At 71.2% G+C, this 12,085-nt stretch carries 11 protein-coding genes and 1 pseudogene; 5 read left to right on the top strand and 7 right to left on the bottom strand.

Features of this window, described 5'->3' with window-relative positions:
* Positions 1 to 3: 3 nt before the first annotated feature.
* From ABZ192_RS03705 to ABZ192_RS03715, 3 genes are all read right to left on the bottom strand, one after another.
* A complete protein-coding gene (locus ABZ192_RS03705) occupies positions 4 to 894 on the bottom strand; it encodes an ATP-binding protein (protein WP_356922869.1) in 891 nt (296 codons plus the stop codon).
* Between the two features lie 163 nt (positions 895 to 1,057).
* Positions 1,058 to 1,570, bottom strand: coding sequence for a hypothetical protein (locus ABZ192_RS03710; protein WP_356922870.1), 513 nt, complete (start codon positions 1,568 to 1,570; stop codon positions 1,058 to 1,060).
* A 24-nt stretch (positions 1,571 to 1,594) separates the two neighbouring features.
* Complete coding sequence (locus tag ABZ192_RS03715; RefSeq protein WP_356922871.1) at positions 1,595 to 2,074, bottom strand: hypothetical protein; 480 nt, start codon at positions 2,072 to 2,074, stop codon at positions 1,595 to 1,597.
* Between the two features lie 480 nt (positions 2,075 to 2,554).
* Between ABZ192_RS03715 and ABZ192_RS03720 the strand changes: the two are divergent.
* Both ABZ192_RS03720 and ABZ192_RS03725 read left to right on the top strand, forming a co-directional pair.
* A pseudogene (locus ABZ192_RS03720) lies at positions 2,555 to 3,397 on the top strand (serine/threonine-protein kinase); the annotation flags it as partial.
* Between the two features lie 440 nt (positions 3,398 to 3,837).
* Positions 3,838 to 4,866: a hypothetical protein gene (locus ABZ192_RS03725; protein WP_356922971.1), complete on the top strand. Its 1,029-nt coding sequence runs from the start codon at positions 3,838 to 3,840 to the stop codon at positions 4,864 to 4,866.
* Between the two features lie 21 nt (positions 4,867 to 4,887).
* Here ABZ192_RS03725 and ABZ192_RS03730 read toward each other — a convergent pair whose 3' ends face one another.
* Both ABZ192_RS03730 and ABZ192_RS03735 read right to left on the bottom strand, forming a co-directional pair.
* On the bottom strand, positions 4,888 to 5,364 hold the full coding sequence (locus tag ABZ192_RS03730; RefSeq protein ID WP_356922872.1) for an ATP-binding protein: 477 nt from the start codon (positions 5,362 to 5,364) through the stop codon (positions 4,888 to 4,890).
* Positions 5,365 to 5,765: 401 nt separating this feature from the next.
* Positions 5,766 to 5,981 carry a hypothetical protein gene (locus tag ABZ192_RS03735; RefSeq protein WP_356922873.1) on the bottom strand — a complete coding sequence of 72 codons (216 nt, stop codon included), beginning with the start codon at positions 5,979 to 5,981 and terminating at the stop codon, positions 5,766 to 5,768.
* Between the two features lie 188 nt (positions 5,982 to 6,169).
* Between ABZ192_RS03735 and panD the strand changes: the two genes are divergently transcribed.
* Positions 6,170 to 6,589, top strand: coding sequence for an aspartate 1-decarboxylase (gene panD, locus ABZ192_RS03740; RefSeq protein ID WP_086598998.1), 420 nt, complete (start codon positions 6,170 to 6,172; stop codon positions 6,587 to 6,589).
* A 30-nt stretch (positions 6,590 to 6,619) separates the two neighbouring features.
* On the top strand, positions 6,620 to 6,964 hold the full coding sequence (locus ABZ192_RS03745) for a GNAT family N-acetyltransferase (RefSeq protein WP_356922874.1): 345 nt from the start codon (positions 6,620 to 6,622) through the stop codon (positions 6,962 to 6,964).
* A gap of 582 nt (positions 6,965 to 7,546) precedes the next feature.
* On the opposite strand, the gene gndA is transcribed toward ABZ192_RS03745, so the two are convergent.
* Positions 7,547 to 8,986, bottom strand: a complete 1,440-nt coding sequence (gndA, locus tag ABZ192_RS03750; RefSeq protein WP_356922875.1) for an NADP-dependent phosphogluconate dehydrogenase — start codon at positions 8,984 to 8,986, stop codon at positions 7,547 to 7,549.
* A gap of 371 nt (positions 8,987 to 9,357) precedes the next feature.
* Here gndA and ABZ192_RS03755 point away from each other — a divergent pair, with 371 nt between their 5' ends.
* Positions 9,358 to 10,623, top strand: coding sequence for a peptidoglycan DD-metalloendopeptidase family protein (locus ABZ192_RS03755; protein WP_356922876.1), 1,266 nt, complete (start codon positions 9,358 to 9,360; stop codon positions 10,621 to 10,623).
* On the opposite strand, the gene ABZ192_RS03760 is transcribed toward ABZ192_RS03755, so the two are convergent.
* Positions 10,613 to 12,016, bottom strand: a complete 1,404-nt coding sequence (locus tag ABZ192_RS03760; protein ID WP_356922877.1) for a DMT family transporter — start codon at positions 12,014 to 12,016, stop codon at positions 10,613 to 10,615. The two genes, ABZ192_RS03755 and ABZ192_RS03760, sit on opposite strands and share 11 nt — an antisense overlap.
* Positions 12,017 to 12,085 lie beyond the last annotated feature (69 nt).

Consider the following 12,085-nt stretch of genomic DNA (forward strand, 5'->3'; position numbering starts at 1 on the left):
CATTCATGCAGAGTTCGCGCAGTGCTTCCAGCGGATAGTCCGGGCGGGGCGTCTCACGGAACCCGTCCTCGACGAGGCGGGTTCGCAGATTGCTCCGCAGGAGGGGTTCGAGCCGGGCCGACAGCCCGACCAGGTTCTGCCGCAGTTCCTGCTCGTCGGCGATGGGGGCGTCGAGGTCCGTGCCCTGATAGCGGACGAACTGGAGGTACCCCCGGGAATGTGGCTCCCGGGGTCGAGGCCGACCGTCAGCAGGCCGAGCACTGTGGGCGTTCCGTCGGGCGTCAGCAGGTGGAGGGACGACAGCTGGAGGTCCACGGGACGGCCGTTCTCCTCGATGACCTCGGGCGCGACCATGGAGGGCAGGTAGGACTGCCGGAACAGGTCGAGGTCCAGGTCGTCGAGGCGGGCGAGAGACAGCGGCCGTGTGTCGAACGGGATGTCCTTGGCACGACGGCGCTCCGCCAGCACGCGTTCGTCCTCGCGGCTCGCCCTGCGCGTGGTGGGGCCGGGCCGTACCCAGACGACCCCTTCGAAACGGACCGGTGGTGTGGCGCAGGCCTCGACGTGGAGCCGGATGACCGGCTTGCCCCGGAAGACGGCCCGGTCGACGGTGAGCGACGGGCGGTCGAGAATGCGACCGTCGTCCCGCAGCTCCGTGAGCTGCAGGAGTGCCCGGTCGCTCAGGTCGACGTCGTCGACAGGCTGACCCTTGTCGTCCACACCGATGAGGACATCGCCGCCACCATGGCCGCACAGGTCGTTGGCCATGGCGCAGACCGCGTTGCCGATGGCGTCCCCGCGTTTCCCCTCGCGTTTCGCTGTGCGCTTGAACTCAAGGGAGGCGGACTCCTGTGTGCCCAGGAGGTCGGCCAGATCCGTACTGTTGTCGCTCACGGTGCCCATTGTGCCGTGTGGGCCGGGACCAGCCGTGTTCCAAGCCCCGTGGTGCCGGGGCCTGCGCTTGGGCGCCCCGTCCGGCCCACTCGGCCGGCGGGACGACTTATTCTCCGTCTTCCCTGGCGCGCCCGGCCCTCACCCCCTCGCCGGCATCAGGTGGTCAGGCCTCCAGGGAGTCATCGGGGCTGTCCTTGCCTTCGGCCATCACCTTGCCGCCGACGAAAGCCACGCCCAGTGCGAGTGCGGCACCGGCGCCCGCCAGCACCCTCTTGAGGTTCACGCTCAAGAACTGCTTGTTCTCGCTGTCCTTCTGGAACTCCATCCTTCCGGTCTCCTGGATCTGTTCGATGATGAACTTCTTCTCTTCCCAGCTCAGGTCGTCCTTGTTGAGTTCACCCTTGAGGATGTCCCTTATCTCCTGGCAGGCCCGATGGAAGTGCTCCTGGCTCTGCGTGTTGGCCGTGAGGGTGGACGCATAGGCGTTCTCCATCGCACCCACGACGTCCTTGGCGAAGTCCTTGAAAACGGGGAACTGCTCGACGATCTTCAGAGCCACCTCGGTGCTCATGTCGGGCATCATCGCCGCGAACCTGATCATCTTGTCCTTGGAGAGGTGCCTCCAGGAGTCGATTGCCAGTGCCCGCTTGATCTCGTCTTCGTTCTTGTAGCCCATGCCGCGGTTCCGTCCGTCGTCCTGTCAGGAGTAGACCCAGCGCCAGGCGTTCGCGCTGTAGGTGCATGTGATCCGGGTGCCGCCCGCAGTCGTGGTGGCGGCTCCGTGATCGCTGTTCCGGCAGAACTGTCCCGCCCGATAGCAGTTGCCCGAGTTGGAGACTATGGAGCATGTGCCACCCCCACCGCCACCGCCACCGCCGGATCGGGTTGCCTGCGCGGCTTTGGTGACGGTGACGGTGGGGCCGGGCCGTGTGACCGTCTTGGTCTTGGTGACCGTCGGTGCGGGCGTGGGCTCGGCGGTGGTGGTGACGGTGGCTGTCACGGTGATGGTCGGAGTGGGCCGCGAGGCGGCCGTACGTGCGGTGTCCGCGTCGTCCTGACCGGCCCCCTGGCAGCCCACGAGTCCGAGAGCGAGCAGTGCCGCGCCGGTGGCCCACACTCTCCTGCGCGTGTGCGGCGGTCTGGAGCCGGCCGGGCGTGACGGCCTGTTGCGCGAGTTCATGAATCCCCCCTCGGGCTTCAAGTGTTCGCAGAAACGTTTCAGCGAACACGTCGGCCGACGCCGGGCTGTGCCTGACACTCAGGAAAGGCCCCTACGGGCGAAGACCGGAACGCCGTCGGCAGGCGACGGCGTTGAAAGGGAGCATGAGGCACTGCTGTTGGCGATGTCAACAGACCCGACTCGTCGAGGATGTGCGGGCCTGTGTACGATCGGTCGTGCGGGCTTCGGGGAGGGTCGAGACGCGGAGCGAGTGGTGATGCCGACTGATCGCCGAGCCCAGGCGGACGGAGCTGACGGCCTATCTGCCACCGGTCGGAGTCCGGTATTAGAGTGTCTCCGCTGATGAGGGGGGCTTCATCGCACGGCCGCCGCTGCTCGCAAGAGAAGCCGCCGGTCGACCGCAGGTTCGCCGACGTCCGAAGTCGGCCGCGCCGCACCGTCCCGATCGGTACGTGAAGGCGCAGAACACCAGGGGGGTACATGACTCATCAGCGCGATCCGCGGTGTGATCCGAGGGCGGACGGTATCGGCCGTACGGCCGTGTCCGGCGCCGAGGAGCGTCCCGTGCCGGTGAACCTGCCCGAACGCATCGGCCCCTACCGGCCGATCCGGCACCTCGGAACCGGCGGTATGGGCACGGTCTACTACGCGACCGACCCCGACAGCGGGCGTCCCCTCGCCGTGAAGGTCCTTCACCAGGGCTTCGCCGACGACCCCGCGCACCGGGCCCGTTTCCGCCGGGAGACCACCACGCTCCGCAAGGTCACCGGCCCATACCTCGTGCCGCTGGTCGACGCCGACCCCGACGCCCCGCTGCCCTGGCTGGCGACCGCCTACGTCCAGGGCAACACCTTGCACCAGCACGTCCGGGACACCGGGCCCCTGCGCGCGGACAACCTGCTGACCTTCGCGGCGGCCGTCGCCCACGCGCTGGCCTGCGTCCACGGCGCGGGGGTCGCCCACCGCGACCTGAAGCCGACGAACGTTCTCCTGGCGGCCGATGGTCCACACGTCGTGGACTTCGGCATCGCCCACCACCTGGACGCCACCGCCATCACCGCGACATCGGTGACGACCGGCACTCCCGGCTGGATGGCACCGGAGCAGCTCACCGACGGCACCACGCTTCCGGCCTGCGACATCTTCTGCTGGGGGTTGCTCGTCGCCTACGCCTCGGCAGCGGCCCACCCTTTCGGAGTTCCCACCGGGATCAACCACCGCATCATCAGTGCGGCGCCCTCGCTCCAGGGTGTGCCCGACGCTCTGCTGCCCCTGGTCCGTGACGCCCTGCGCAAGGACCCCGGGGAGAGGCCGAGCGCTGCGGAGATCGTCGAGCGGGCGGCCGCCGTGTACGGGCCGACGGGGACCGCCGTCTTCCCGACCATGGCCTACACCCGGTCCTTCGAACGGGCCGAATCCGCCGTCACCGTGCCCCTGGACCGCATGCGCTGGAACGTGCCCCCGCCCGCCGAGCCTTCCGCCGACGAGGACCCTGCGGGTAGAGTAGAGGGCCTGTGGGCGGTCAGAAACCCGCGCGCAAAGGGCCCGTGGACGATGCGGAGACCGCCGCTCCTCCGGAACCCTCGGAGCCCCCTGCTCCGCAGGCGTCCGGAGAGCCGGCGCTCTCGCCGACCGTGCGGGACGTACGCCGGGACGCTCCCCCGGTCGCCCCGTCATCTCAAGCTCCGGCACCGCCTCCCGCCGCCTCGGGGGCCGCACCTGCCGGGCGCCGAACGCGAAGTCGCCGGGTCGTCCTCTGCACGGTGTCCGCCGCCGCGGTGCTGGGCGTCGTGGCCGGTGCCGTGGCGGTCGGTAACAGCGGGACCGCAGGCCCCGCCGGGCACCCCGCCACCGGTTCGACGGCCGAGCCGAAGCGGACGGCGGCGAGCCGGCACCCGGTCGCCGCGCCACCCTCCGCGTCCGAGTCCCCGAGCGCCGAGGAGACCGCCATACCGGAGCCGGAACCGGTGGCCCTCTTCGGCGGCCTGCGGGTCACGCTCCCGGCCGACTCGGACCTGGAATTCTTCCGGTCGGGCGATGAGGACACGGACGCCGGATCGTCCTGGGACACCTCGGAGACTTCGGGAACGACCGCCGCGACCAGTGTCGACTTCATCCTGCACGGGGACCCCGAAACCGGTGTGCGTGTCATGTACTCCCCGAGCCTGGGCCTGGACCAGATCAAGGAGGGTCAGACGGACTCCGGCTCCATGTGGTCCGTCGAGAACGAGGACAGTGACACCGTCACGGACGAGTCGGTGATCTCCACGAAGGACGGTCCGCTGACCGAAGTCGGCGGTAAGAAGGCCATGAGCTGGACGTTCGGCACGGATGTGCTTCCCGACTACGACGGCTCCCGCAAGAGCAGCCACCGCGTCTGGTGGCTGCCGTACAGCAAGTACCTCCTCTACACCTATGGGAAGCACGACAAGGCCGCCAGGGTGGCCGTGGACGAACTGATCGAGGGAATCGGCTTCGAGGCCACGGAGATGCCGCGCGACTGCGCGGACGCCGTCGTGGCCCTGGACAAGGCCGCCGCCAGCGGCGAACAGACGGACGACCAGGGCACCCTCGCCAACTGTTACGGCGCCGCGGCGGACGGCGCCGAACAACTCGACCCGGGGACGGTGCACACGAAGACGGAGGCCGCGTGCATCGCCCTCGTCCAGGCCTACAACGGGTACGGGTCCTACCCCGCCTACGACGAGGCGAAGGCCTACAAGGAACTGCGCCCCTGGTGCGACATCCCCGGGGCGGTCAGCAACCCGCGCCTGCCGGACTGGGCCTCCTGACGCTGTGACGGCCGGACGCCCTCAGGCGACGGGTCCGGTCACTTCCGGGAACGGCCGGTCGCGCGGCGGGGACTGCGTCAGCAGTGCCCACACCGTCTTGCCCGAAGGCGGGAACGGCTCCGTGCCCCAGCAGTCGGCCAGGGCGTCGACCAGGAGCAGCCCGCGACCCGACTCGTGGTCCGGACTCCGCTCCGGAGGGACCGCGGGGCGGCGCTCGCCCCGCATGTCGCTCACCGCGACGCGCAGGGTGCCGGCCATGTCGTCCAGGGGCAGCGCCAGCAGAAAGTCGCACCCCTGGACGCGGCCGTGCAGCGCCGCGTTCGCCGCCAGCTCCGCTACGACGTGTTCCGCCCGCTCGATGACTCGGGGTGAGGTGTCCCAGGCGGCCAGCCGTTCCACGGCCAGGAGCCGGGCGAGGCGGGCGCCGCGGCGGGTGGAGGAGAGTCGCTGCGCGAACGTGTGTGCGGTGGCGTGGATTTGGGGCGTGGAGGCGTGCATGGGACAACCGTGACGGGGGCCTGGTCCGACCAGATCGCGTACTACCTGCACCAATACGGGTACGCACCCGAACCTGACCTAGGATTGCACTTCGCCATGCGACCGGAGCGACGACCGCAGGTCCCGGCGCGGCGTCGCAGCGAAGCCAGCAGGTTGGTGTTGGTGCTGGCCGAGCTCCCAGGTTCCCTGACGGGCCGTCCCTCCTCCGGATCCTGCCTGTAGGGAAGGCGTCGGCCTCTGGCGGAGGCCCGGCCTGCTGGTGGGACCGCTCCCGGTAGATGCCTTCGCCGTATCCGGAGGTGAAGTCGGGGGGCCGGTCTTCCTCATACGCCTTGAGGAGTTCGTTGCTCAAGGCGTCCTGCGCCGCACTGGAGACGATGCGGACGTTCCACGGCTGGGTATTACTCATCGAGGGCGATCCGCGCGTGGAGGTGCGGGCGACCACCGTCTCGGAGAGGGACGGAGGCGAACAGGCCGGCCAGCTGCTCCGCCACTCCGAAGGGGATGGCAAGGACGACGGCGTCCTTGTCCTTGACGTCTTCCTCGACTGTCACGGCGCGGGCGCCGGTCTCGAGCACGGCGGGCGCGACAGCCTTGGGGCCACGGATGTCCGCCACCTCGACGTCGTGACCGGCTCCACTGAGCTTGCGGGCGAGATTGCCGCCGATCGCTCCGGCATCAAAGTCAGTGTGAGTCCTGAAACACCTGAGGGCAGCTGACCGGACACGCGAATCGCTGTACGCTCCGAAGACCGCCCTTGACCTGCAAGAAGCAGGCAGGGAGCAGACAATTCGGGAGCTTCTCCATGTTGCGCACCATGTTCAAGTCCAAGATCCACCGCGCCACCGTCACCCAGGCCGACCTGCACTACGTGGGATCCGTGACCATCGACGCCGACCTGCTCGACGCCGCCGACCTGCTGCCCGGCGAGCTCGTGCACATCGTGGACATCACCAACGGCGCCCGGCTGGAGACGTACGTCATCGAGGGTGAGCGCGGGTCCGGCGTCGTCGGGATCAACGGGGCCGCCGCCCATCTCGTCCACCCAGGCGATCTGGTGATCATCATCAGCTACGCCCAGGTGACGGACGCCGAGGCCCGGGCACTCACCCCCCGGGTCGTGCACGTGGACCGTGACAACCGGATCGTGGACCTCGGCGCCGACCCGTCCGAGCCGGTACCGGGTTCGGACCAGCAGCGCAGCCCGCAGGCCGTCCGGGCCTGACCGACTTACAGGGGACAGGAGCGTGTCCATATGAGGGACCTGGTGATCCGCGACGACCGCGAGGCGGGCCGCCTGGAGGCGGTGTCCGGCGGTGAAGTCGTCGGCCGCATCGAGTACTTCGTCCTCGACAGCCCCGAACGCGCGCTCGTGCCCGTGCACACGATCGTCGAACCGGCCCACGAGGGCCAGGGCATCGCGGGTGCGCTGGCGCGAGAGCTCTACGGCATCGCCGGCCGCGAGCACAGCGCCGTCGCCCCGCTCTGCCCCTACGTCGCCAAGTGGTCCGAACGCCACCCCGACGAGGCCCCACCGGCAGACCAGGCTCTCCTGACCGCGGCGAAGGACTGGCTGGCCGAACACCCCGGCCGTTTCTGACTCCCGGATCCGGACTCCCGAGCCGGGACACGCGGTGCCCGGCCCCGCCGCCCGTTACCCCCACCTGGCCCCTCCCCGTCCTGCGCGGGGGTGACTGGGGAAGGAGCCGACGGGTAGGCGGGGGAGTAGTCCAGAGCCGGAGTCGAGCGACTGGCTGGAGGACCTCATGACGAATCCGTATCCCGACCCCGTGCCGCCGGGGCCGACGCCGGGCCCCGAGCCCCAGCCCCCGGAGCCGCACCCCGATCCGGTGCCGAACCCGCAGCCGCCGCCGGGCCCGGAACCGACCCCGCCGCCCCCGGCCCCGGTCCCGCCCCCGGGTCCGACGCCCCCGGGTCCGACGCCCCCGGGTCCGACTCCACCAGGGCCGACCCCGCCGACACCCCCGGGCCCCGACCCGGTGCCGGGCCCCGACCCGTCCCCGATCCCGCCGGGACCGGAACCCGTACCGAACCCCGAACCGGGCCCGCCGCTCTCCTGAGCGGCGGCACGGCAGGGGAACCGCACGAGAACGGGGCCGGTGGACAGCCGTTACAGCTGTCCACCGGCCCCGTACCGTTTCCGTCCGTCAGCGCGGAGCGCCTACGCGGAGACCTCCGACCGGTCCCCGCCCCACAGCGTGTGGAACGACCCGTCCCGGTCCACCCGCCGGTAGGTGTGCGCACCGAAGTAGTCCCGCTGCCCCTGCGTCAGCGCCGCCGGCAGCCGCTCCGCGCGCAGGGCGTCGTAGTAGGCGAGCGCCGCGGCGAACCCGGGCGTCGGCACGCCCTGGCGGGTGGCCGCGACCAGCACCTCGCGCCAGTCGTCCTGGGCGTCCGCGATCTCCTGCGCGAACGTGGCGTCCGACAGCAGGCTCGGCAGGTCAGGCCGGGTGTCGTAGGCGGAGCGGATCCGGTCCAGGAAGGCCGCGCGGATGATGCAGCCGCCACGCCACAGCGCGGACACGGCACCGAGGTCGATGTCCCAGCCGTACTCGTCGCGCGCCGCGTCGATCTCGTGGAAGCCCTGCGTGTACGACACGATCTTCGACGCGTACAGCGCCTGCTCCACCCGGTCGGCGAAGGCCCCGGCCTCCGCCTCGCTGAGCGGCTTCGCCTTCGGGCCGGCCAGCCCGCGCGAGGCCTCCCGCAGCTCCGCGTGGCCCGACAGCGAACGGGCGAAGACCGCCTCGGCGATGCCGGACACCGGCACGCCCAGGTCGAGCGCGATCTGCACGGTCCAGCGGCCGGTGCCCTTCTGCTCGGCCTGGTCCACCACGACGTCCACGAACGGCTCGCCCGTCTGCGCGTCCACGTGCGAGAGCACCTCGGCCGTGATCTCGATCAGGTACGAGTCGAGGCGGCCCTGGTTCCAGGTGCGGAAGATCTCCGCGATCTGGGCGGGGGAGTACCCGGCGACATCGCGCAGCAGCTGGTACGCCTCGCCGATGAGCTGCATGTCCGCGTACTCGATGCCGTTGTGCACCATCTTCACGAAGTGCCCGGCACCGTCCGGACCGACGTGTGAGACGCACGGCGAACCGTCGGCCGCCTTGGCCGAGATCTTCTCCAGCATCGGGCCCAGCGAGTCGTACGACTCCTTCGGGCCGCCCGGCATGATGCTCGGCCCGTTGAGCGCGCCCTCCTCACCGCCGGAGACGCCCATGCCCACGAAGTGGATGCCCTGCTCGCGCAGGTCGCGCTCCCGGCGCCGGGTGTCCGCGAAGTGCGCGTTGCCGCCGTCGATGATCATGTCGCCGGGCTCCAGCAGCGGGGCGAACTCCTGGATCACCGCGTCGGTCGGCTCACCGGCCTTCACCATCACGACCAGCCGCCGCGGCCGCTCCAGCGCGGCCACGAACTCCTTGGCGGTCTCGCACGCGACGAACTCCCCCTCCCCGCCGAACTCCTCGACCAGGGCGCGCGTGCGCGAGGGCGTCCGGTTGTGCACCGCCACCGTGTAGCCGTTGCGGGCGAAGTTGCGGGCGAGGTTGCGGCCCATGACCGCGAGACCCGTGACGCCGATCTGCGCTGTACTGCTCATTCGGTTGGCTCCTAAAGACCTCGGTATCGGTGCTGCGGACGGTGTCCACCGGCGTGTTCACCAGCGCACACCAGCATGCCCCCGTCGCCCATCCTGACGTGCCGCTCCTGCGTCCGCACACGCGGGTCGTACGACGTCGCGCCCGCAGATACGCACAAGAGCCCCCGTCGCACTCACCCGAGGTGCGCGTCCCCGCGCGCGCCGCACCCGCGCACCGGGTGACGTACGCGGTGCACCGCCGAGGCGCACGACGCGCAACAGGGGCCTCATCCCGGCCATTTGGGCAACCGGGCGGCCGATAGCCGCCTTGTCCTGGCCGGTTCGCAGCGCTTACTTTTGCCCCTCCTGACGCATGTCTAGGGGGGCTCTCGATGGCCGTACGCGGCCGGCATCGCCGGTATCAGCCGAACAGGATCAACCGCGCCTCACTCACCGTCACGGCGGGCGGCGCGGGCATGGCGCTCCCGTTCATGGGAGCCGGCACCGCCCAGGCGGCGGACGTGGACACCTGGAACAAGGTCGCCGCCTGCGAGTCGAGCAACGACTGGAACATCAACACCGGCAACGGGTTCTACGGCGGGCTCCAGTTCACCCAGTCCACCTGGGAGGCCTACGGCGGCCGGGCCTACGCGGCGCGCGCGGACCTGGCGAGCAAGGACCAGCAGATCGCCGTCGCCGAGAAGGTGCTCGACGGGCAGGGCCCGGGTGCCTGGCCAGTGTGCTCCGTACGGGCCGGACTGACCCGGGGCGGAACCGAGCCCGACATCCGGCCGGCCTCCGAGAGCACGAAGAAGGGCGAGAAGGCAGACCGGAAGCAGAGGCCGAAGACCTCCATCGAGGACGTGCGGCCGCAGTCCACGCCGCAGTCGCGGGCGGGCAGCGCCGAGATGTACACGGTGGTGCGGGGAGACACGCTCTCCGGCATCGCGGAGGAGCGGGAGGTGCGGGGCGGCTGGCGAGGTCTGTACGCCGCCAACCGCTCGGCCATAGGGGGCGATCCCGATCTGATCGTGCCCGGCCAGCGGCTCGCGCTGCGCGGCGAGGGCGCCGTGAAGACGCGCCCCGCGCCCGAGCGGGCCGCGACCCCGTCGGCCGAGCCGTCGACGCAGAAGCCGGCGCAGAAGCCGGCGAAGAAGCCGTCATCGAAAGCCCCGGACCGTGCCAAGGACCGTTCCGAGGACCGTTCCAAAGAGGAGAGCAGGGAGCGCGCCGCACGGTCCACGGCCACCCGGCAGGGCCTGGTCGCCCCCGTCAACGCCTCCTTGGGGACGCCCTACCGCAAGGCGGGCTCGTCCTGGTCGAAGGGCTACCACACCGGCGTCGACTTCCCCGTGCCCACGGGCACGTCCGTCAAGGCCGTCGCCTCGGGCAGTGTCGTCAGCGCGGGGTGGGGCGGCTCGTACGGCTACCAGGTCGTCATCCGGCACGGCGACGGCCGCTACAGCCAGTACGCCCACCTGTCGGCGATCTCCGTGCGGGACGGGCAGACGGTGAGCGCGGGCCAGCGCATCGGCCGCTCCGGCTCCACCGGGAACAGCTCGGGCCCGCATCTGCACTTCGAGGTGCGGACGGGGCCCGGTTTCGGCTCGGACGTCGACCCCATCGCCTACCTGAGGGCCGGCGGCGTCAGGATCTGATACGCGTACGGTGCCGGTCCACCGTGGGCATCGGCACGTACGGGATGCCGTAGCAGGCAGCGTACGAGAGCGGGCGTTCCCCGCTCTCGTACGCGACGTCCGGTCCGGCCCCGCCTTCACCCGTACCGGCGACCGCAGGCACCGGCACGTCCCCTGACGCCCCTCGGCCGACCTCGGCACCCATCGCCCTGGGCAGCGCCCGCACGGCGACGGGCGGCGCACCCACGGTCTCGGGCAGCGAGGCGCCCACGGGCTCGGGAAGCAGCGAGTCCACCGTCTCGGGAAGCGACGCGTCCACCGGGCCGGGCAACTCGCCTCCGCTTCCGGGCGGGCGAACCACGGCCCCGACCAAGGCACCCACACGCTCGGACCCGACACCCACCGTCTCTGCCAAGGCGCCCACGCGCCGCGACTCGACACCCACCGTCTCCAGCGGGCCCCGCACGCTCCCGCCCGGCTCCCCAGCGGGCCCGGGCAGCATCCCCGTCGCCCCGAGACCCGTGTCCGCGGGAACCAGTCCTGTCGCGGCGTCCAGCCCGACACTCCCCGCACGCTCCGGCTGGGCGTGAGTGAGTCGTTCGGTCGTCAGCAGGATCAGGCCGCCCGCCGCCACAACGCCGCAGCTGAGGGCGAGCGCCGTGCCCGTCGTGCCGTAGCGGAAGGTTTCGCCGAACATCGTGATGCCGACCGCGGCCGCCACCACCGGGTTCACGACCGTCAGCGTGGCCAGCGGGGCCGCCAGGCCGGCACCCCGGTACGCGGCCTGCGACAGCAGCATGCCCGCCGTGGCCAGGACGCCGATCACGGCGAGGGACGGCACGTCCGCCGCCGACACACCGCCGGTCCAGTCGACCGCGACGGTCTTGGTGAACACCGAGGACATGCCGAACGCGATACCCGAGGCCGTCGCCAGCAGCATGCTGCGGACCGCCGGATGCCGGTGCGCGGCCCGGCCGGCGATCATCAGCGCCACGACCACACCCGCGGTGACCAGGGCCACGGCCACCCGCTGGCCCGTGTCCAGCGACCGCGCGTCGGACGCGGCGACCAGGGACAGCAGACCCGCGAGCCCCACCGTCGCCATGATCGCGCCCCGCCACGCCGTGGCACCGGCCTTGCGTCCGACGAACAGCGCCGCCATCGGCAGCGCCACCACGATGGTCAGCGCGCCGAGCGGCTGCACCAGACTGAGGGGACCGTACGCCAGCGCCACCACGTGCAGCAGACCGCCGAGGCCGTTCAGCGCGACCGCCGCCCACCAGACCGGCCGCCGCAGCGGCGCGTACTGCTCGTCCGGCGAGGACTCCGCCACCCGCTCCTGCACGATCGCCCCGCCCGCGTAGGCGAACGCGGACACGAGGGACAGCAGGACGGACAACGCGAGGGCGCTCATCGGCTGCTCCTCTGCGTCAGGCGGGGGCGCTCGGCCCGGCGCGGCGAAAGGTGGGCTTTCATGACCAAC

Source organism: Streptomyces sp. NPDC006235 (genome assembly GCF_040613735.1).
In the GTDB taxonomy this organism is placed as follows: Bacteria; Actinomycetota; Actinomycetes; order Streptomycetales; family Streptomycetaceae; genus Streptomyces.

Excerpts from the sequence above, each read along its gene's own strand:
- panD (WP_086598998.1), top strand. The coding sequence starts at position 6,170 with ATGTTGCGCACCATGTTCAAGTCCAAGATCCACCGCGCCACCGTCACC.
- ABZ192_RS03730 (WP_356922872.1), bottom strand. The coding sequence starts at position 5,364 with ATGCACGCCTCCACGCCCCAAATCCACGCCACCGCACACACGTTCGCG.
- ABZ192_RS03715 (WP_356922871.1), bottom strand. The coding sequence starts at position 2,074 with ATGAACTCGCGCAACAGGCCGTCACGCCCGGCCGGCTCCAGACCGCCG.
- ABZ192_RS03755 (WP_356922876.1), top strand. The coding sequence starts at position 9,358 with ATGGCCGTACGCGGCCGGCATCGCCGGTATCAGCCGAACAGGATCAAC.
- ABZ192_RS03760 (WP_356922877.1), bottom strand. The coding sequence starts at position 12,016 with ATGAGCGCCCTCGCGTTGTCCGTCCTGCTGTCCCTCGTGTCCGCGTTC.
- gndA (WP_356922875.1), bottom strand. The coding sequence starts at position 8,986 with ATGAGCAGTACAGCGCAGATCGGCGTCACGGGTCTCGCGGTCATGGGC.
- ABZ192_RS03710 (WP_356922870.1), bottom strand. The coding sequence starts at position 1,570 with ATGGGCTACAAGAACGAAGACGAGATCAAGCGGGCACTGGCAATCGAC.
- ABZ192_RS03745 (WP_356922874.1), top strand. The coding sequence starts at position 6,620 with ATGAGGGACCTGGTGATCCGCGACGACCGCGAGGCGGGCCGCCTGGAG.